The organism is Stakelama flava, from assembly GCF_019351405.1.
Classification (GTDB): domain Bacteria; phylum Pseudomonadota; class Alphaproteobacteria; order Sphingomonadales; family Sphingomonadaceae; genus Sphingomonas; species Sphingomonas flava_A.
Window position 1 is genome coordinate 1 of record NZ_JAHWZX010000013.1, and the last position, 19,614, is coordinate 19,614.

General features: G+C 62.1%; 14 protein-coding genes and 3 pseudogenes. 2 read left to right on the plus strand and 15 right to left on the minus strand.

The window, feature by feature from the left end:
• From KY084_RS12865 to KY084_RS12940, 15 genes and pseudogenes are all read right to left on the minus strand, one after another.
• Positions 1 to 173: pseudogene (locus KY084_RS12865) on the minus strand (IS701 family transposase); the annotation flags it as partial.
• 55 nt (positions 174 to 228) lie between these two features.
• The gene (locus KY084_RS12870) at positions 229 to 2,874 is read right to left on the minus strand and encodes a glycoside hydrolase family 31 protein (protein WP_219238887.1); all 2,646 of its coding nucleotides are present in this window, start codon (positions 2,872 to 2,874) and stop codon (positions 229 to 231) included.
• A 407-nt stretch (positions 2,875 to 3,281) separates the two neighbouring features.
• Positions 3,282 to 3,659: pseudogene (locus tag KY084_RS16800) on the minus strand (transposase); the annotation flags it as partial.
• A 444-nt stretch (positions 3,660 to 4,103) separates the two neighbouring features.
• Positions 4,104 to 4,483, minus strand: a pseudogene (locus KY084_RS12885) (alpha-hydroxy-acid oxidizing protein); the annotation flags it as partial.
• A complete protein-coding gene (gene lra1, locus KY084_RS12890) occupies positions 4,483 to 5,253 on the minus strand; it encodes an L-rhamnose 1-dehydrogenase Lra1 (RefSeq protein WP_219238890.1) in 771 nt (256 codons plus the stop codon). The gene lra1 and the pseudogene KY084_RS12885, both read right to left, overlap by 1 nt.
• A 10-nt stretch (positions 5,254 to 5,263) precedes the next feature.
• Positions 5,264 to 6,856, minus strand: coding sequence for an alpha-L-fucosidase (locus KY084_RS12895; RefSeq protein ID WP_219238891.1), 1,593 nt, complete (start codon positions 6,854 to 6,856; stop codon positions 5,264 to 5,266).
• Positions 6,857 to 6,858: 2 nt separating this feature from the next.
• Entirely contained in the window at positions 6,859 to 8,937 is a 2,079-nt protein-coding gene (locus KY084_RS12900; protein WP_246587119.1) for a beta-galactosidase, read from the minus strand.
• On the minus strand, positions 8,934 to 9,662 hold the full coding sequence (locus KY084_RS12905) for an SDR family oxidoreductase (RefSeq protein WP_343228018.1): 729 nt from the start codon (positions 9,660 to 9,662) through the stop codon (positions 8,934 to 8,936). The genes KY084_RS12900 and KY084_RS12905 overlap by 4 nt, the downstream gene beginning before the upstream one ends.
• A 13-nt stretch (positions 9,663 to 9,675) precedes the next feature.
• A complete protein-coding gene (locus KY084_RS12910) occupies positions 9,676 to 10,728 on the minus strand; it encodes a Gfo/Idh/MocA family protein (protein WP_246587120.1) in 1,053 nt (350 codons plus the stop codon).
• The gene (locus KY084_RS12915; protein WP_219238892.1) at positions 10,725 to 11,915 is read right to left on the minus strand and encodes an extracellular solute-binding protein; all 1,191 of its coding nucleotides are present in this window, start codon (positions 11,913 to 11,915) and stop codon (positions 10,725 to 10,727) included. Before KY084_RS12915 ends, KY084_RS12910 begins: the two co-directional genes overlap by 4 nt.
• Complete coding sequence (locus KY084_RS12920) at positions 11,912 to 13,078, minus strand: ABC transporter permease (RefSeq protein WP_219238893.1); 1,167 nt, start codon at positions 13,076 to 13,078, stop codon at positions 11,912 to 11,914. The genes KY084_RS12915 and KY084_RS12920 overlap by 4 nt, the downstream gene beginning before the upstream one ends.
• Positions 13,075 to 14,589, minus strand: coding sequence for a sugar ABC transporter ATP-binding protein (locus KY084_RS12925; RefSeq protein WP_219238894.1), 1,515 nt, complete (start codon positions 14,587 to 14,589; stop codon positions 13,075 to 13,077). Before KY084_RS12925 ends, KY084_RS12920 begins: the two co-directional genes overlap by 4 nt.
• The gene (locus KY084_RS12930) at positions 14,583 to 15,590 is read right to left on the minus strand and encodes a sugar ABC transporter substrate-binding protein (protein WP_219238895.1); all 1,008 of its coding nucleotides are present in this window, start codon (positions 15,588 to 15,590) and stop codon (positions 14,583 to 14,585) included. The genes KY084_RS12925 and KY084_RS12930 overlap by 7 nt, the downstream gene beginning before the upstream one ends.
• Before the next feature lie 3 nt (positions 15,591 to 15,593).
• Positions 15,594 to 16,046, minus strand: a complete 453-nt coding sequence (locus tag KY084_RS12935) for a MaoC family dehydratase (RefSeq protein WP_219238896.1) — start codon at positions 16,044 to 16,046, stop codon at positions 15,594 to 15,596.
• Entirely contained in the window at positions 16,043 to 17,224 is a 1,182-nt protein-coding gene (locus KY084_RS12940) for a CaiB/BaiF CoA transferase family protein (protein ID WP_219238897.1), read from the minus strand. The genes KY084_RS12935 and KY084_RS12940 overlap by 4 nt, the downstream gene beginning before the upstream one ends.
• Positions 17,225 to 17,357: 133 nt before the next feature.
• Here KY084_RS12940 and KY084_RS12945 point away from each other — a divergent pair, with 133 nt between their 5' ends.
• Together KY084_RS12945 and KY084_RS12950 are read left to right on the plus strand one after the other, a co-directional pair.
• Positions 17,358 to 18,455 carry an extracellular solute-binding protein gene (locus tag KY084_RS12945; RefSeq protein WP_219238898.1) on the plus strand — a complete coding sequence of 366 codons (1,098 nt, stop codon included), beginning with the start codon at positions 17,358 to 17,360 and terminating at the stop codon, positions 18,453 to 18,455.
• A gap of 20 nt (positions 18,456 to 18,475) precedes the next feature.
• Positions 18,476 to 19,609: a CaiB/BaiF CoA transferase family protein gene (locus KY084_RS12950; protein ID WP_246587121.1), complete on the plus strand. Its 1,134-nt coding sequence runs from the start codon at positions 18,476 to 18,478 to the stop codon at positions 19,607 to 19,609.
• The last annotated feature ends 5 nt before the right edge of the window (positions 19,610 to 19,614 follow it).

Below are 19,614 nucleotides of genomic sequence, written 5' to 3' on the forward strand. Positions count from 1 at the left end.
CGTCTTGCGCCGCTCATCACCCAACAGGCCATCAAGGAACAGATTGGCCGATGCCGCTACCCGAGCCTGTGTGAACAGGCTGCCCATCCGCGCCTTCACATCGCGCAAAGACGTTGCCCATAGCTCCAGTTCGTCTCGATTGATGCGCCCGTCATCCACGGCCTCCTCACCATGGAAACCTATTGATTCAGAGTTCCAATCAATATGCAACTGTAATGATAGTCAAATTTATGCGCCGCGGAGCGCTTTCATCATTGACGCGAAATGCGCCTTTACCTCTGGCGATGCATGGGTGCCCTCGACTTCCTCCGGCAGCTTCGCCAGACGCTCATCGAAAGCACGCACCAGTATCGGCAGCTGTTCGGGATGATAGTCGATCAGCTGCCCCAGCTGGGCTGCCAGCGACACATCGTCGGGCAACGGACTGGGCGAATCCCAATGATATTTTAGCCACTCGACCGCTGCCGCGGTCCGCTTCATACGATAGCGTAGCCCCGCCATGTCGACGGCATCATCCGCGAAACGCACGCTGACGCGGAGCGACTGGTCGACCGTCTGTGCCGGCACCGTGATCCGCGCAGTCAGCGTATCGCCGTCATAGCTCCAGCTGCCTGCTTGTTGCGCATCGGCGCGACTATAGGCACGCCCATTCACCATCACGCTCTGCGGGATGGCTGCGTCAGGCAGCTCGATGGTAACCTGCTTCGCCTGCGGCATGCCCGGATAGTGGCCTTGGCGTGGCGCGACGGTCAGCGTTGCCTCATGGGCATCGCGATGGCCTTCAATAGCAGTGAAGGCGTATTCGCCATGGCGATAGCCCTCGCTGTCGCCGGCGTCGGTATAGAGCCGCGTTGTCGCCGAACCGCCCGGGATCATGCGCAGCACGATGCTGCCGTTGTCCATGTCCTGCAGCTTCTTCACCGACGGCGGGTTCATCGGCAGCACAGCGCCAGCATGCACGAACACCGGTACCTCGTTTAGCGTATAGTCGCAGGAGATCGTGCGCCCGCCGTCGATCACCTCGCCGCGGTTGCGATCGTACCAGCGACCGGGCGGCAGCCAGATCGACACCGTCGCCGCGCCGTCCTTCATCGCCTGGGCAACGGGGGCAACCAGCATGTCGTCGCCGAACATATATTCGTCGGGCGTGTCATAGGCCTTCGCCTCGTCCGGCCAATCATAATACAGCGGCCGCAACAGCGAGACGCCGGTATCATAGGCCTCACGCGAGGCGGTATAGATGTAAGGCACCATCGCATAGCGCTCATCGATCACCTCGCGCAGGGCGGCGAAGACCTCAGGCGAGAAGCGCCACGGTTCCTTGCGCAGCCCGGCTTCCTTCGACGAATGCGTGCGAAGGATCGGGCTGAACGCGCCGAACTGCATCCAACGGACATAAAGTTCCGGATCGATGTGCCGCTCTTTCTCTGGCACGTCGTCGGCGAACATGTGCCCGCCGATGTCATGGCTCCAATAGCCGTAGAGCACGTTCGACGCCGTCGCGGTGAAATAGGGCTGATAGGCCAGCGACTGCCAGGAGATCACCGAATCGCCGGAGAAGCCGACCTGATAGCGATGGTTCCCCAAGCCGCCCCAGCGATGGTAGATGATCGCGCGATCCTGGCTTGCGCGATGCATGTGCGTGTAGAACACATAGTTCAGCCACCAGGTGTTGGAGAGGCCGGGCAGTTTTTTCGAATCGGGCCATTGCTGCCAGTCGAGCCACCAGAAATCGACGCCCTCGGCACGCAGCGGATCGAGCACGGTATCGAACAGGCTGGTCATGAAGCGCTTGTCGGCAGTTTCGATGCCGATCTGCTTGCCGTTGTGTACGCCCATCGCCTTGGCGAAGGCGGGATAGCTGGCCTCGTCGGGCGTCATGCCCGATGCAGGGTGGAGGTTGAGCGTCGTCTGCAGCTTCTGACTATGCAGCCAAGCGAGGAACCGCGGGGGATCGGGAAACAGGCTCTTGTTCCAGGTATAACCGCTCCAGCCGACGAGCTGATCGAATGCGTCTTTCTTGGCGTATTTCGGGTCCCAGCTGAGTCCGTCGGTGCGGTGCCAGTCCATATCTATGACCAACACGTCGAGCGGAATGCGGTACTTTCCGAAATTGCCGACCAGATCGCGGAATTCGCTGTCCGAATAATTCCAGTAGCGCGACCACCAATAGCCGAACGCGAAGCGCGGCGGCATCGGCTCGCGCCCCGCGATCTTGGCGTAATCGCCCAGGATGTCTTCGTATTGGTGGCCGTAGCCGAGAAAATAGAGGTCCTGGCAAGCGGCGCAGCTACGCTTCTTCACCCAAGGCCAATCGCTGTCATCGAACAGAAAACTCTTCGAATCGTCGATGACGTGCCAGCCGGCGCGCGAGATGAGGCCCTGATCAAGATCGAGCTTCTTGCCGGTATCGAGCTGAGTGTCGCCGCGATAGCGGTCGAGCGTGCGCGCGGTGCCCTTGAGATTGGCTGCATCCGCTTCGCCGGGATGCCAGGTGAAGGCGGTCTTGAAGCCTTTTGACTGGACGGTGAGATTGCTGGCGTCGAACCGGCCGCTGCCAAGCGTATAAGTGAGGCTGAGTGAAGCGGTGTCGATCTGCAGCTTGCCGTCATGCGTGCTAGTCGTGAATTGCGGCACCGGCTGGTTGCGCTCGACGAAAATTTGCGACGGTGCATCGACGAAGTGGCCATCGGGTGACCATTCCATGCGGATAACGCGTGGTGTAAGTACGGTGAAGCGGACATGGTCGCGCTGTACGACCGCAGCCGGTTTGGCGGCGCCGTGCATGGCGGGTTCGCTAGCCTGGACCGCCGGTACCGACAATGCCGTCGCGGCAAGCAGCGCAGCGGCGCAGCGTAGACATTCGAAATTCATTTCAATATTCCCACCATGTGCTCTGTCGGAAGTATTCGGCTGACCCCGGCATACGGTCAAGACTTAACCAGGTGCGACGAGAGTTTGTGAATTCCAAATATACCTGCCTTCCGTTAGGTTTTCCGATGATTGCAACAGCACCGTCAATCCGACGAAACTAGAGACTTGCGGCTAATTACCAGCTCGACCGCCGACGATTTGTCTGCACGTGTCGCGACATGGCCGGACACCGCCCGTTTCCAGCTCGAAAAATGGAGAAGTTCATGCGCAGTCACCTTCACCACTGTCTCGAAACTGCTGTTCCCGCGCCTGCGGACCTTCTCCCCCTCGACCTTCAGGTCATAGATCGTGATGCGCGTCAGCAGATCGCCGACCAGTTGCCGCTCCTCGGGCGTGCGCGCTAGCGACACGAAGCCGTCGACCAGCTCGGGCACCAGAACCTGTGCCACATAAGCTTCGAACCAGTCGCCGTTGATCGGCCCGTCGAGCACCATCGGCGCGACCATGCCGGTCATGCGCAGGCCCGCAACCAGCGTGGTGGTCTTGCGGTGGCCGTGCGGGAAGCCCATCCGCAACCGCTCGGCTTTTCCGGCAGCGCGTGTGGCTGCGGGTCATGTTGGTGGCGGTCCAGGTCTCATCGATGAAGACGAGGCGCTCGGGTTCGAGGTCGATCTGGCCGTCGAACCAATGCCGACGTTGCCTCAGGACGTCGGGGCGGTCCTGCTCGATCGCGTGCCCGGTCTTTTTTTGCGCGTTATCCCGTGACGCACGAAGAAGCGATGCACCGTGCCGATCCCAATCGGAGCGCCGCGCTCGATCAGCGGCGCCTGAACCTCGACCAGGGTCATGTCGCCCTGTTCGGCGATCAGTTCCCGAATGAAGCCGCCCTGCGCTTCGATCTTGCCCGAATGCCGGTCACCGCCGCGCGGCCTGGCCACGGCCTGACCATGCTCCAGCGCAAGTCCTCGCCCGCGGATCGCGCTCGACACACTGACACCGAAGCGGGCCGCCGCCGCACGGCAACTCAGACCACCATCAATCGTTGCAACAACCCTGTCCCGAAGATCCCGTGAAAGCGTTCGTGCCATCCATGCTGACCTCCTTCCACCAGCACGAAGCGTGAATCACATCGGAACAACAAATAAAATCTTTGACGAGTCAGATCGTATGGAAAACGCTCTTGGCAAGCAGGTCGCGCATGAAGGCCGGTCGAGGATCATGTAAAGTTAAAACCAGAACGGTCTGGTAGTCCCGGCTGCAACTTCGCCCAGCAGACAGGCGGATACCGTGGACAGGCAGAACGGAATACCTGCCCTTTCGGCGGCGCCCGCAACCTGCACCTCTCCGCAACGGACGTCATGCCCGGAAGTCCGACCGGGGCAAGCGCGATCGGCAACGCCAGTTTCTGTCCCAAAATCTCGGTCGACAGGTCGAGCTGCGACACGCCGGTCAGAATGCGCTGGCGCAGCGCAATGCGTTCGAGATCGGCGACGTTTCACCGCAGCGTCACTTCGGCATAGGAACCGCCGTCGATATAGTCGAACAGGAAACGCGGCAGGCGACGACGCGCAAGCTCGCGATAATCGAGCGCAAAAGCTGCCCAGCCCATTATTGCAGGTTCACGAAAGCGCCACCGTCGACCAGCAGCGCCGCCCCGGTGACATATCCCGACAACTCATCGCTGGCGAGGAATACGGTCGGACCGACCATGTCCTGCGGCTGGCCCAGACGCCCGAGCGGTACCCGCCCCTCCATATATCGCCGCTTGTCCGTGTCGGCGAGGTCGTCCTTGTTGATGTCGGTAAGGATGGTGCCGGGAAGCAGCGCGTTGCAGCGGATGCCGTGCTTGCCCAGCGCGATCGCTGTCGATTGCATCAACGATAGCACACCTGCCTTGGTGGGAGTGTAGTGCGTCTGATATTCGCCGCCGACCAGAGCGGAAATCGACGACATGGCGATGATCGAACCGCCATGTCCCTGCTTGACCATCTGGTTTGCCGCCGCCTGCACCATGAAATAGGCACCGTGCAGATTGACGCGCATCGTGCGTTCAAATGTCTCAGCAGGCATATCGAGAAACGCGTGAAACGGGCAGATCCCGGCATTGTTGACGAATATGTCGACGCCACCCAGCGCTTTTACCGTGTGGCTGATCAGGCGGGTTGCGCTTTCGGCTTCGGCCACGTCCCCTTGAACGGCGATGGCCCTTTGCCCGAGCGCCTCTATCTCGGCGACGGCGGAATCGGCTCCGTTGGAATCGTTGGCGAAGTTCACGGCGACATCCGCCCCATGCCGCGCACAGCCGATCGCCACCGCGCGGCCGATGCCTGCCGACGCTCCGGTCACGCACACGCGTTTTCCTTCCAGCAATTTGGACACCGCTATTTCCTTATCCCTTGAACCTGATGCGTAGCGTGTAGGGCATATCCGTGCCTGCGCCGTCGGGCAGCATGACCTTCAAACCGGTGTCGTCCTGCTGCCACTTGGCGGCGCCGTACCCCAGCACTTCGATACTGGCGATCGGCTTGGTCAGATACGGCGACCCGGCGTACATCGTCTTGATAAGCGCGGTGCCGTCGGCAGGCCGTTCCATGCCGATGGCGTAGAGCGTATCACCCTTCGTCGTGAATCGGATGTCGGACGGCGTCCAGGATTTGTTTGGGTTTTCGCTCTTCTGACCGGTTTCGCTGGTCGTCGGGCCTTCACCGAAATATTTCCACGGCCGCGAGCCATAGATCGCCTCGCCATTCACCTTCAGCCATTTGCCCATTCCCAGCAGGACGTCCTGCGCCTGTTGCGGAATGGTGCCGTCGGCTTTCGGGCCGATGTTGAGCAGCAGGTTGCCGTTCTTTGCCACCACATCGACCAGATCCTGGGTCAGCGACTTGGCGGTGCGATATTCATCGTCCTGCGCATAGCCCCAGCTGTGTACAGATACCGAGGTATCGGTTTGCCAAGGCTCCAGCCGGAGCGCGTCGAGCTTCCCGCGTTCGATATCGAACAAAGCGGTCCCGCTTTCGAACTGCTCGCCCTTGTACGCGATCGCCGGGGCGTACCCGTACTTGCGCCCGCTATTATAATAATAGGCGGCGAATTTCTGCATGTCCGGCTCGAACGCAGGCGCGCTGGTCCACCAGTCGAGGTAGATCATTTCCGGCTTGTATTTGTCGACGATCTCGGTCGTGCGCGCCAGCCAGTCGTCAAGGAACTGCTGGTTTGGGGGGAACCAGTTTTCCAGATGGCTGGGGTCTGGGACGCTGCCCTTAGGGTCGGCGGGAAGTGCGCGCGGAGCCGCGGGACCGTACAGCCCGGCATAGCGCGGATCATTGACATCGCTGTCATATCCACGGCCCACACCGTACCACCACCAATGTTCGGCGCGGTGTGAAGACAGGCCGAAATGCATCCCCGCCTTGCGCGCGGCGGTCATCAATTCACCCGCCGTGTCCCGCTTCGGCCCCATTTCGGTGACGTCCCAATGCGTCATGTCGCTGTCGTACATGGCGAAACCGTCGCAGTGTTCGGCAACGGGAATGACATATTTCGCGCCAGCATCCTGAAACAACCTGATCCAGCGGGCGGCATCGAACTTGTCTGCGGTGAATTCGGGAATGAAGTCCTTGTACCCGAACTTCGACTGCGGGCCGTAGACGTTGCGGTGATAGGTAAACGCCGCGTTGTGCGGCTCGTACATGTTGCGCGAATACCATTCGCTGGCAAAGCCAGGCACCGAATAGACACCCCAGTGAATAAAGATGCCGAACTTCGCATCGCGAAACCATTCGGGCACCTGAAACGCCTTCAGCGATCCCCATTCAGCCTTGTACGGGCCATCCTTGATGCCTTTGGCGACCTGATCAAGCTGATGCTCGACCGGCGCCTTCTGGAAATCCATCGGAAATTTTACTTCGCTATCCTGCGCCATGGCGGGCATGGCAACCGATCCCGCAAGCGCGGCGAGCAACACGGCCTTCAGCTTCATCCTCAATTCCCCTTTGCACGTTCGAGGACGGCTACACCCTCCGGCTTCAATCCAACCGCCTCAGTCGCGCCGCCATTCAACAAATCCCGCATCGTTTCCGGCAGGGTGACGTTGCGTTCGTCACGCCCATGGTTGATCAGGATCACGATGCGTCGTCCGTCTCCGCGCCGCGTCATCAGTTCGACATGGTCGGGCACAGCAAAATCGGGCTTCACCCCCGCGGCATCCATCGCGTGCTTCATCAAGGGCGCCATCAGGCTGTCATCGATCAGCGCACCGACATAGGTGATCGAACCTTTGCCCACCTGGCGTTCGATGGCGGCGGGATGACCGTCGATCCAGCCATTCGCCTTGCCATAGCGAAGCAGCACCTTCGTATCGGGTGACTTCACCGACAAATCCTCGGCCCATATCTTCGCGCTGCCGCCGTTGACCGCCACCGGTTCGTCCAGCGCGTAGAATTGTTCGACCCGGCCACCCAGCAGTTCGGCCAGCGGCCCGGGCTGGCGCTCTAGGTGCAGGCGGTTGAACGCATCCTTCAGCCCCGACCGCGGGCCCAGGATCAAATGCCCGCCGCCACGTACATAATCGGCCAGATGTTCGGCCATCGCATCGGTGATGATGTTCAGGTCCGGCGCAACCACCAGCTTGTACTGCGACAAGGGTCCGGCCGCCTCGACGATGTCTACCGCGCCCAGCGCGTCCTTCAGCGGGCGATAATAATCAAGCAACACCTCGATCTGGTCATAATCCTCGTGATGCTTCTGAAAATCGATCGCCCAGCGGCTGTCATAATCCTGCACGATCGCGACCGGGGATACCGGCTCGGTACTGGCGAGCGCGTCCGACGTCCGGGCAAAGTCCTTTCCGATACGGGCGATCTCGTCATAGATCGGCAACGGCTCGCCGCCGGGACCGATCACTGATCCGTGCATGGTTTCCTGACCATTCAGCGCGTTTCGCCATTGCCAGTACAGTACCGCATCGGCGCCATGACCGACCGCCTGCCAAGCCATGGCTCGTGTTTCGCCGGGATACAGGATGTTGCTGACCGGCGCCCAGTTTACGAAGCCGGGCTGCGTTTCCATCACCCAGAAATTCTTGCGCTTCCATCCGCGCACCAGATCGTGCGTCGCGCCGTTGCGATAGGGTTCGAGGTGCCCCTGCCCGACATAATCGTCCCACGACGCGAAATCGAGGTCGCGGTTGATCGCATAGCGGTCGAAGCGGTTGGCCCAGCCAAGCCCGCCAAGATTGGTGGTGATGAATTGTTGAGGATCGGCACCGGCACGGATAACATCGAACTGGTTCTTCTGGAAATCGACCCACTGCCCGGTAATGAACCGCTTGAGGTCTAGCATCAGGCCCGGATTGTTCTTGTCGCTGTTGAACGGAACCTGGTCCCAGGCGGTATAGGTTTGCGACCAATAGGCGGTCGTCCAGACCTCGTTCAGGCGGTCGAGCGTCTTGTACTTCGCTTTCAGCCATTCGTGCCATGCGTTGCGAGCGGCGGGATCGTAGCTTTCGTCAGTATATTCATTGCCGATCTGCCAGCCGATGACATTGGGTTCGTGGCCCAGCGCCGTCACCATCCGCGATACGATGTCGCGGCAAAATGCACGATAGCGCGGGCTGGAGATTGAAAATTGCCTGCGCCCGCCATGTCCCACCTGATCGCCATCGCTGGTGATGCGAAGGATGTCGGGATATTTCTGGCTCATCCATGCAGGTGGCGTGTCAGTGGGTGTGCCGATCACGACCTTGATATCGTATTTCCCGGCAAGACGCACCGCGCGCACGAGCCACGACATGTCATATTCGCCCTCGCGCGGCTCCATCCGGCTCCACGCGAATTCACCGATGCGAACCACATTGGCGCCGTGCGCCTTCATAAGCCGCAAGTCTTCGGCCCAGCTTTCCTCGGGCCATTGTTCGGGATACCAGGCCGATCCAAGCCACAGCCGCGAAAACTGCACATCGCGCGCGGCCTTTGCATTCTGGGCCGGGCGTGCGGGATGCGCCAAGGCAGGGGCCGGGATTGCCAGCGCGAGCATCGGCGCAAGGCAAAGGGCGCGTCTCATATCGTCCACCCCCCATCGATGTTGATCGCCTGTCCGGTGGTGTAGGTCGCGCCTGCCAGATAAACGACGAGGTCGGCAATTTCTTCGGCGGTGCCGATCCGACCGATCGGCTGGCGCGCGACGAATGCGGATCGGGTAGCTTCGTAATCGCCCTGTGCCGACAGCCGCTCTTTCAATGACGGCGTTTCGACAGTCCCCGGACAGATGCAGTTGCAGCGTATGCCCTGTGCGACATGATCGGCGGCCAACGCCTTGGTCATGCCCACAACGGCTGCCTTGGTTGTTCCATAGACGAACCGGTTGGGAACGCCCTTCGTACTCGACGCGACAGAAGCCATGTTGACGATCGCACCGTCGCCCTTGTTGATCATCGCGGGAAGCACGGCGCGGCACATCCTCACCATCGCCTTTACATTCAGCGCATAGGCGAAATCGAGATCATCGTCGCTCGCCTCCATGATCGTACCGCCATGCACGACGCCAGCGCAGTTGAAGAGGATGTCGACCGCGCCGACCTGTGCCATGCACTCACTGATCGCATCGGCGTCGAGAACGTCGAGGACGCGCGTTTCGATGCCATGCTCCGTCAGCGGTGACAGCGCATCGGCATTGATGTCGGTGGCGATCACCCGCGCGCCCGCCGCCGCCAGAGCCAGTGCGGAAGCGCGTCCGATGCCCTGCCCCGCAGCGGTAACAAGGGCGGTCTTTCCGGTCAGGTCAATCACGTCGATTCCTTTATCAGTCGCGAGGCACCGGAGTGCCGGCTTGTCGGTTTGCGTCGTAGCAGGCCTCGACCAGCGCCATGGTGCGCCAGGCATCGTCGACATGCGTGGAAAGTCGGCTCTCCTCACCGCTCGCCACTCGCTGAAGATTGGCCATCGGTCCGATAAAGGCGTCGGGAAACCAGCCGCCCGACAGCGACACCTGTTCCCAATCGCCACCGCGCCGCGCGAACCATAATTCGTCGGGTTCGCCCGTCGGATAATCGAGGAGCACACCCAGCTTCGCCATCATCGCGCCCTTCGTCCCTTCGACGCGAAAGCTCGCGTCCTGAAAGCGGCGGCCGAAATCATGATGGTGGTTGATCGACAGCGCGACGCGAAGCGACTTGTCATAGTCGAGCAGAATGGAGGTTCGCGTATCGGTAAGTTCGCTGTCAGGATATGAAAAGCTGCGCGCGAGCGCTGCGTGCGGATTGCCGGCTAGCGCGCGGATCGTGTCGAGATAATGGATCGAATGCGACACGACCTCCACCCGCGGATTGGTCTTCAGATGTGGAAAGAGATGCCAGGGCGTGACGAGGTTGATGTGCACCTCGATCTCAACCAGTTCGCCCAGCAGGCCTTGCCGCATGGCGTCGGCGATGCCCAGCATCATCGGGGAATAGCGAAGCTGGAAATTGACCGCCGCGTTCAGGCCGCGCTCGCGCACGACGTCACGAATCGATGTTGCGTCGGCAAGCGTCAGCCCCATCGGTTTTTGCAGCAGCACATGCGCACCGCGGGGCAGCGTACGAAGAATGTCGGCATGGGCGACAGGGGGAGCGGCGACATCGAACACCGCATCGTGCGCCGCAGCTTCCTCGATCGAAGAAAAAACGCGCGGGACGACCCATTTCTGCGCCAAGCCGCGGGCGCATTCGCTATCAGGGTCAAATAGTCCTGCAATTGGGAAGCCCGCCTTTCGATAGGCAGGAAGATGCGCATCCTTCACGATGCCGCCGGTGCCGATGATCACGATCGGGCGCGGCGCGGTGGGCATCGGCCAATGCTGTTGAAGCTGCAGGGTCATAGCGCCTGCGCACTCGCCTGCGCCTGTGCGAGCAGGTCAGCGGTCGGGGTGTCGTCGGTAGTCGCGCGGGTCATCAGCTCGTCCACAATCCGCGAAATGGCGGCAAGCCGCGGCGTCAGCGGCATTTGCCGGGCATGTTCGTGAAGCCAGTCAAGCCGGTGGTAATAGGGAATGTCGGCGTTCACATCGGGATCGGCCCAAGTGGACTTGCGCGTGCCGATCGCGCCCTCTTTCGCGGTTATCAGGTCCATCTCGGCCCGTGCACAATGGCGCATGAAATCCCAGGCGAGCGATTTGGCGGTGGAGCCGCGCCCCATCGCCAGCACCCAGAAGACGTTGAGCGACACGCTACGCCCGCCCGGCCCCGCAGGCAGCGGCGCAACATCAACCTTGCCCTTCACCTTGCTGTCGGGCGCGGTGTCGCCATAAGCCGCGAACCCAAACCAGTTGGCCATCATCGCTACCTTGCCTTCGGCGAACAACAATCCCGATTTTACGCTGTCCAGCGCATGGGGATCGGGGACCATCGCGCCGGTATCGGCGGCGAGTTCGCGCAGGAAATCCAGCGCGTCATGCGCCTGATGCGACGTGAAGTCAGGACGCCCGTCGCGGTCGAACACTTCACCCCCCCGCGACCACACATGGATGCAGAAATCGTAGAAGCCGTTGTGACCGTCGGGGTAGAGCGCCAGAACGGTGCCGTATCGCCCTTTGTCTGGAGCATGGAGCTTACGCGCGGCCTCATGAAAGCTTTCCCAGTTAGTCGGCACCGCAATTCCTGCTTCGGCAAGCAGGTCACAGCGATAGATCAGGCATTCGGGGCCGTCGTGATAGGGCAGTCCCCAATAACCGCCGTCAAAGCCCTGAAGCCCGGTAAGCGATGGGCTCCATCCGCGCGGAAAATCCGGCACTGCCGCGCGCGCCATGTAAGGCGTCAGGTCTTCCAGCAACCCTGCGCCCTGCGCCTCGGCGAGCCAGTCGGTCGCCATGAACGCTATGTCCCAGCTGCCGTCCCCCAGCCCGCCCGACCCGATGACTGCATCATGAAGCGTGTTCAGGTCCATCGCACGTGCTTCGAGTTCGGCGTCCTGACCAGTGGTACGGCAGAAATCGTCAAACTGGCGCGCAATGGCGCGTTCGAACGGCTCGAACTGACGCACCGCGATTTTCAGGCGCCGCCGGGTCATGCAGTCGCTCCTTCGACAACCGGGGGTGCCTCGGGTGCGGTATCGGCGACGGGTTTGCGGCTACGGCGGCGATTACCGCCGACCGTATAGATCGCGGCTGCAGCCACCACCACAACGCCTTCGATCAGCCCTTGGTAATTTGCGCCGAGGTTGAGGACATTGAACCCGTTCGTCAGGGTGAAGAGCAACAGCGCACCGACCACGGTCTTCACTACGCTGCCCGCCCCGCCGAAGAGCGAGGTGCCGCCCAGAATCGCGGCTGCGATGACGGTGAGTTCGCTCCCCTGGAGCGCGGTCGGGTTGATTGCGCCTAGCCGGCAGCCAAATAATATGCCGGCAAAGCCCGCCGCAACGCTTGAAAGCACGAAGGCAGCAAGTTTGTAGGCATGAACATTGACGCCCGACAGCCGTGCCGCCTCCGCATTGCCGCCCACGGCGTACAGCCGACGGCCAATGACAGTGAAGCGAAGCACCGCCCACATTACGAAGGTGAACAGCGCCAGATAGATGACGGGCGCAGCCACCGCGACGGTGGGACCGGCCAGCAGGGCCAGTGCGCCAATAATCAGCCCCGCCGCGATGGGGAGCGGAGCGCGGCGCATGATCCCCGCGCCCGCAATCACTATGGTAAGCACCAGCGCCGGCCAGAAGAGCGAAATGCGGGTGCTTTCAAAGGCAAGCATATGTCCCAGTATTGCGGGATTTTCGACCATCAGTGATCGCCCACCGGTCAGGATCAGCACCAGCCCGCGCACCGCGGTCAACGTACCTAGCGTCACGATGAAGGCGTTGATGCCGATGAACTGGACGATTGCGCCGTTGATCAGCCCGATTGCCGCCGCAGTGCATAGCGCAGCGAGCGCGGCCGGCACGAAGCCGATCGACCCGGCAAGTCCGACCAGCACCGCCGCTGCGAGCGCGGCCACCGACGCGACCGACAGGTCGAACGCGCCGGTGATCAGCATGACCGTCATCGCAACGCCCATGATACCGATCAGCGATGCTTGATATGCGATGTTGCCCAGATTTTCGGCGCTCAGATAAGGCGGCAGGCCACGCGAAGACGCAATCGCGGCGAGCACGAACAGCAGGATCAGCAGCGCGTAATATACCCCTGCCTCCCGCAGCCCGAAGGTTCGGCGCCAATCGATTTTCGCACTCATGCATTTGCTCCTGCCGCGGCAACATCCGTGGTGCCGCCGGTCATCAAGGTGAGATCGGTTTCGCTGGTCGCGTACGGATCGGCCTGCCCGATCATCCGTCCGTCGCGCATCACCAGGATGCGGTCGCAGATCGCGAGTAGTTCCTCAAACTCGGACGACACCAGCATGACCGGAAGGCCTCCATCGGCAAGGGCACGAACCAGTTTCAGGATGTCGGTTCGCGCGCCGATGTCGATGCCCGCTGTTGGTTCGTCGAGTAGCAGGACGCGCGTATCGTCGGTCAGCCATTTGGCAACCACGACCTTTTGCGCATTGCCGCCCGATAATTCGGTGACGAGCGCGTCCCCGCCCGGCGCCTTGATCGAAAGACGGTCGATCGCCGCCTTCGCATCCGCGCGTTCGCTCGCAGCGTCGATAAACGCGCCGCCGCGCTGGGACACCCGCGCAAGCGCGATGTTTTCGGCGAGCGAAAATTGCGGGACATAACCCTGTTCGGCGCGATCTTCCGGCACCAGCGCCAGTCCGGCGGCGACTGCTTCGTCCGGATACCGTCCCACCGTTTCGCCATCAAGCAGCACCTGTCCGCGCGCATCAGGATCGCTGCCGAACACCGCGTGCATCAATTCGCTGCGGCCCGATCCGAGCACGCCTGCGATGCCGAGCACCTCGCCGGTGTGCAACGTGAAGGAAACGGGTGACAGTTTGCCGGGCGAGCGCAGGTCCTGCACTTCCAGCCGGGGTTCGCCCAGCGAGCGCGCCTGATCCGGCCGGGCGATGGCCGCGACTGCGCGACCGGCGATCGCTTCGGCGATACGCGCCTCGTCCAGCGTATCGGTTTCGGCATGCAGCACCGCCCGCCCGTCACGCAGCACCGTGACCTCGTCGGTAAGCGCCATGATTTCGTCGAGGAAGTGCGACACGAACAAAATCGCCTTGCCTTCGTCATACGCCAGCCGCCGGATGGTGCGGTACACGGTCTGACGCTCATCGCCCGCAAGCGAGGCGGTAGGTTCGTCCATCACCACGAGTTCGGCGCCGCCGGCAAGCGCCTGCGCAATCGCGACCATCTGCCGCGCGCCGATGGGCAGCTGCGCCACTGGCGTGTTGAGGTCGAACGGATGGCCAAGCGTCGATACGATAGCGCCGATACGCTCGCGATCCGCCGTCCGGTTACGCCATGTACCGCGTTCATCAAGCAGGATGTTTTCCAGCGCCGATAGCGTCGGAACCAGCGGGATATGCTGATAGATGGTCGCAACGCCCGCTTCGCGCGGGTGGCGCGGCCGCGTCCAGCGCACCGCCTCGCCATGCCAGCGGATCGCACCTCCGCTTGCAGGCAGCGCGCCCGAAAGGATTTTGATCAGCGTCGATTTGCCCGCACCGTTCGCGCCCAGCAGCCCATGCACCCGCCCTGCCCGCAGATCGAGATCGACCCCGGCTAGCGCGACCGTGCCATTCGGAAAGGTCTTGGTCACGCCGTCCAGCGATAGCAAGGGCGGATGCGTCACCATTGGCCGACGCACTTCGCGACATTCGCGCGGGTGACTGCCGGTATCGGATAAGTAAGGAAACGCCCCTGCGCGGTCGTTGTTTTGTCATGCAGCGCTTCGAACGCGAGCGCACCCAGCGCTTCGGGCTTGAAGCATACGGTGCCGTCCACCGCCCCTGCCTTGATCGAGGCAACGGCAAGCTTCGATCCCCCGACACCGATCAGGCGCGCGTGAGACCCAGCAGCGCGAACCGCACGCGCGCAGCCGATCACCATGTCGTCTGCCTCGTTGAAGAACAGATCGACGCCGGGATGCGCGGCCAGAATGTTCTGACAAGCAGCCTCGCCCCCTTCGGACGTCCAGTTTCCCGGCTGCGCTGCGACCACGCGATACCAAACGCCGGCTTGGTCAAGCGCAGCGCGAAACCCGCGCGCGCGCTGTTCCACTTCAGGGAAGCCGGCGGCGCCTTCGATAATGGCGATCTTCGCAGACCGCCCGTCGGGCATGAGCCGCGCGGCGAGTTCCCCGGCCTTGTACCCCGCCTCCACCTCATCCTGGGAAGCAAGCGCGACAAGGCCCGGATAGACGTCTTTCACGTCGCGGCTGCGCGGGTCGCCGACGAGCGCAGCGACGGCGGCGATCGGCACGTCTGCGCTTTCGGCACGCTTCACCCAGCCCTGCGCAACCACCGAATCGAGGGGCATGACCGCGATACCGTCGACCCGCTGCGCCAGCATGTCGTCGATGTCGTTCGCCTGTTTCTGAACATCGCCCTGCGCGTCCAGGATGATCGCGGTCGCGTCGGCCTTTGCCGCGGCGTCACGAAACCCCTTGGCGATCGCAGCGGCGAACGGATAGCTTAGCCCCACGGTCGACAGGCCGTAGCGCCCGCCCGAACCACTCACCGCGACATCTGCGCTGACATAGGCCGCGCGCGCTAATTGGCGAAGCGCCACCAGCGAGGCGATGGCGACAATGGCAATCAGCACGGTCAAGGCCAAAGGGACGGGACGCAGCCGCATGGCTTACCCGTCAGCCTTTCGCCGTTCGACCAGATAAAGATGTTCGCACGCGAGAACCGTGTCGCCGCGCTGGTTCTGGACATCGACCTTTTCGACGACAACGCCATGCCCCGCCCGCTTGGGATGGTCGCGCTTCTCCGCGATCGTCGTGACGGTGCGGATCGTATCGCCGATATGAACCGGACGAATGAAGCGCATCCGGTCATAACCATAGGACATGGCGCGCGGGTTGATCGTGGTGGCGGTCAGCCCGATCCCGACCGAAAAGATCAGCGTGCCATGGGCAATACGCTGACCGATTTCCTGGGTGGCGCACCATTCGGCATCGACATGGTGCGGGAAATAATCGCCGGTATGTCCGGCATGAACCACGAAATCAGTCTCGGTGATCGTGCGACCGAAACTTTCGCGCTTCGCACCGATCTCATATTCCTCGAAAAACTGTTCGACGATCATGGAGTGACTCCCTCATCCAGTTCGCGTTCGATCTGCGCGCGCTCGGCGCCGAGGCGCGGTCCGGAGCTTTCGCTCGTCAGGATGCTGCCGTCGATACGGATGGGGCAGCGGGTAAGTGTCAGAGTATCGCCCGCAGGTGACCTTACCTGCTGCGTCGCGTGCAGCGCTTCGAACGCAGGCTCGGCGCGCAGGGCGGGCCAGTCGAGCACCGGCGCCGCCCAGATGCCGGCAGGTTCGAGCAGAGCGCGCCAATGCTCCGTTGTCTTCGTCGCCAATCTGTCGCGGATCACCGCCTTGATCGCGTCACGCTCGGCAAACCAGCGATCGGGCGCAAAATCGGTGAGCATATCGAGACCCAACAATTCGCCCAGCCGGTCGACCGGCGCCATGGCGAGTGCGAGATGGCCATCCTCGGTTGGATAGATGCCATAGGGCGCCGCGAGATAAACGTTCGCGTTCGCCACCCCACTGCGCGCCGGCATGGGTTCCTCGCGGTTCAGGTGCACCGAAAGATGCTCGAACTGCAGATCGATCGCCGTTTCCATCAGGCTGACATCGACGCGCCCCCCTTCCCCGGTCGTTCCGCGCCGCACAAGGAGTGCCAGAATGCCTTGGCACAGATGCGCGCCCGCCATCATGTCAGTGATCGAAAGCCCTGCCGGAACGGGCGGACCGTCGGCATCGCCGGACAGCCAGGCAATGCCCGACAGCGATTGAACGAGCAGGTCCTGGCCCGGCCGGTCGCGCCAGGGGCCGTCGGGGCCATAACCGCTTACCCCGGCATAGACGAGACGCGGATTGAGCGCCTGAACGGTATCCCATCCAAGGCCAAGCCGGTCCATAATGCCTGGACGGAAATTGTGGATCAGCACATCCGCCCGCTCGATCAGCCGCTTTACCGCGGCAAGGTCGTCAGCATCCTTCAAATCGGCGGTAAAGCTCTGCTTACCGCGATTGATCGCGTGGAAAAGCGCGCTGTCTTCATCGAAAGGAAGATCGGCGAGATACAGTCCACGGCTCGAATCGCCGCCCGCGGGACGTTCAACCTTCACCACCCGCGCGCCAAGATCTGCAAGTCGCAACGCGCAGGACGGTCCGGCAAGAAACTGGCTGAAATCCAGCACCATCAGCCCGTCCAGCGGACGCCGCGCAACGACGTGGCCCGTATCTGATTTCATGTCGGTCGGCACCCAGCCGCCCCTCCTTAATTAGTCATCTTATATGATGTTTCTTCACAAACGCTATGAGGCGGGCTAGACCAAGTCAACTGGTTTCGGGACGACACCGAACACGAAGGAGAGCGAGACGACGATGCGCGGGATGACGTGGGACCATGCACGCGGCTATGACCCGCTGGAGGCGGCTTCGCGACTCTGGGAAAGCCGTACCGGACAGCCGATTTCCTGGGAACGCCGCTCATTGCAGGACTTTGAAAGCTATCCTGTCGACGAGCTCGCTCGCGCCTATGATTTGATTGTTATCGATCATCCGCATGTCGGGCAGGTCGCGGAAGCGAACTGCCTGATCTCGTTCGATTCGGGATTGGAGCAGATTGCGGCGGGATCGGTCGGCGGGTCCTTTGAAAGCTATTGCTGGAAAGGCAAGCAATGGGCACTTCCGATCGACGCCGCCGCGCAAGTGCAGGCATGGGTTCCCAGCCGCCGGGAAGCGCGCGTGACTCACTGGCAAGCGCTTCCCGCGATCGCCGCGGACGGGCGGCTGGCGATACCGATGCGGCCACCACATTCGCTGATGAGCCTGTTCACCCTTTGCGGACTGCTGAACGTGTCGCTCACCGTCGCCGGCCCCGATCTGTTTCCAGCCGACGCCGTCCGTGCCGTCCAGATGCTGGCGGAACTGTCACGCAAGATCGATCCGGCGATATTCACGATGGACCCGATCGCTGTGCTTGAAGCGATGGCCGAGCCGGATTCGCGCCTCGACGTCGCACCGCTGATCTATGGTTATGTCAGCTATGCCCGTCACGGTTTTCGCAAAACTCGAATTGCCTTTGCCGATATTCCCGCGATGGGCGACGCAGGCCCCACCGGATCAGCGCTGGGCGGTACGGGAATCGCGGTATCATCGCATGCAGCCGATCCCAAAGCCGCCGGAGAGTTTGCGCGCTGGGTGGCGAGCGGCGAGGTTCAGCGGGACGTTTTCGCTACCAATGGTGGCCAGCCGGCCCATGCCCTTGCATGGGCGGCAGATAGCGTGAACGCGCCGGTCGCGGACTTCTATCGCGCGACGCGTGCCACGCTCGACCGGGCGTGGCTTCGCCCACGCCATGACGGCTATATGCAATTTCAACACGACGCCTCGTTGCGACTGAACGAAGGATTGCTTGCTGGAGAGGATGCGGAATCGATCCTGAACGCGCTCAACTTCCGGTTCCGGCAAAGCTTGTGAACGCGGAACAGGATCTTCCGTTGGCGGGTCTGCTGGTCCTCGACATGGCGCAATTCCTGTCCGGTCCTTCGGCCGCGCTTCGCCTTGCCGATATGGGCGCGCGGGTCATCAAGATCGAACGGCCGGGTAGCGGCGACATCTGTCGTTCGCTCTATCTCAGCGATACCGATATCGGTGGGGATTCGACGCTGTTCCACGCGATCAACCGCAACAAAGAAAGCCTGTCCGCCGACCTGAAAAACCCCACCGATCGCGACGCGATACTGCGTTTGGTCGGCCACGCCGATATTGTGGTTCAGAACTTTCGCCCCGGTGTCGCAGACCGGCTGGGACTGGGGCCAAAAGCATTGACCGACGCCTATCCCGAACTGATCGTCGGATCAATTTCGGGCTATGGCGATGCAGGACCATGGGCCGGGCTGCCGGGACAGGATTTGCTGACACAGGCACTGTCGGGCGCGATGTGGCTTAGCGGCGATGCCGATGACGGACCGGTGCCCATCGGCCTTTCGATCGCAGATATGCTGGCTGGTCATATTCTGGTCGAAGGGTTGCTGGCAGGACTGGTCCGGCGCGGGCGAACCGGGCGCGGCGCGATAGTCTCGACCAGTTTGCTGGAGGCGATGACCGATTTCCAGTTTGAGGTGCTGACCACGCATCTCAACGATGGCGGCCGCCTTCCGCAACGCGCGGCACGCAACAATGCCCATGCCTATCTAGGGGCGCCATATGGTGTGTATCGGACCAGCGATGGCTGGCTGGCGCTGGCGATGACACCGCTTACAACACTGGCACCGCTGCTCGGCCTAGACCTGCCCGATGCAGCAACAGAATCGAACGGCTTTGCGGAACGAGACGCGGTCAAAGAGATGATTGCGAAGCGCCTCGAACAGAATACGACCGATGGCTGGTTCACGGCGCTGCGCACGCACGACATCTGGTGCGCACCCGTGCTGGACTGGCCTGAAATGCTGGCCAGCGAGGCGTTTCGCAGGCTGGACATGCTGCAACAGGTGACGCGCGGCGAAAGTGCAATTGCCACCACCCGCGCGCCTTGGCGAATTGACGGCACGCGCCCTGCCGATCCGCGCGGCGCGCCGGACATCGGCGAACATAGCGACCGCATTCGGGCCGAGTTCGGTCTCGATCAATAAGACGA

Coding starts and splice junctions, on each gene's coding strand:
- KY084_RS12900 (WP_246587119.1), bottom strand. CDS start 8,937: ATGAGACGCGCCCTTTGCCTTGCGCCGATGCTCGCGCTGGCAATCCCG.
- KY084_RS12895 (WP_219238891.1), bottom strand. CDS start 6,856: ATGAAGCTGAAGGCCGTGTTGCTCGCCGCGCTTGCGGGATCGGTTGCC.
- KY084_RS12915 (WP_219238892.1), bottom strand. CDS start 11,915: ATGACCCGGCGGCGCCTGAAAATCGCGGTGCGTCAGTTCGAGCCGTTC.
- KY084_RS12920 (WP_219238893.1), bottom strand. CDS start 13,078: ATGAGTGCGAAAATCGATTGGCGCCGAACCTTCGGGCTGCGGGAGGCA.
- KY084_RS12940 (WP_219238897.1), bottom strand. CDS start 17,224: ATGAAATCAGATACGGGCCACGTCGTTGCGCGGCGTCCGCTGGACGGG.
- KY084_RS12945 (WP_219238898.1), top strand. CDS start 17,358: ATGCGCGGGATGACGTGGGACCATGCACGCGGCTATGACCCGCTGGAG.
- KY084_RS12935 (WP_219238896.1), bottom strand. CDS start 16,046: ATGATCGTCGAACAGTTTTTCGAGGAATATGAGATCGGTGCGAAGCGC.
- KY084_RS12930 (WP_219238895.1), bottom strand. CDS start 15,590: ATGCGGCTGCGTCCCGTCCCTTTGGCCTTGACCGTGCTGATTGCCATT.
- KY084_RS12925 (WP_219238894.1), bottom strand. CDS start 14,589: ATGGTGACGCATCCGCCCTTGCTATCGCTGGACGGCGTGACCAAGACC.
- KY084_RS12870 (WP_219238887.1), bottom strand. CDS start 2,874: ATGAATTTCGAATGTCTACGCTGCGCCGCTGCGCTGCTTGCCGCGACG.
- KY084_RS12910 (WP_246587120.1), bottom strand. CDS start 10,728: ATGACCCTGCAGCTTCAACAGCATTGGCCGATGCCCACCGCGCCGCGC.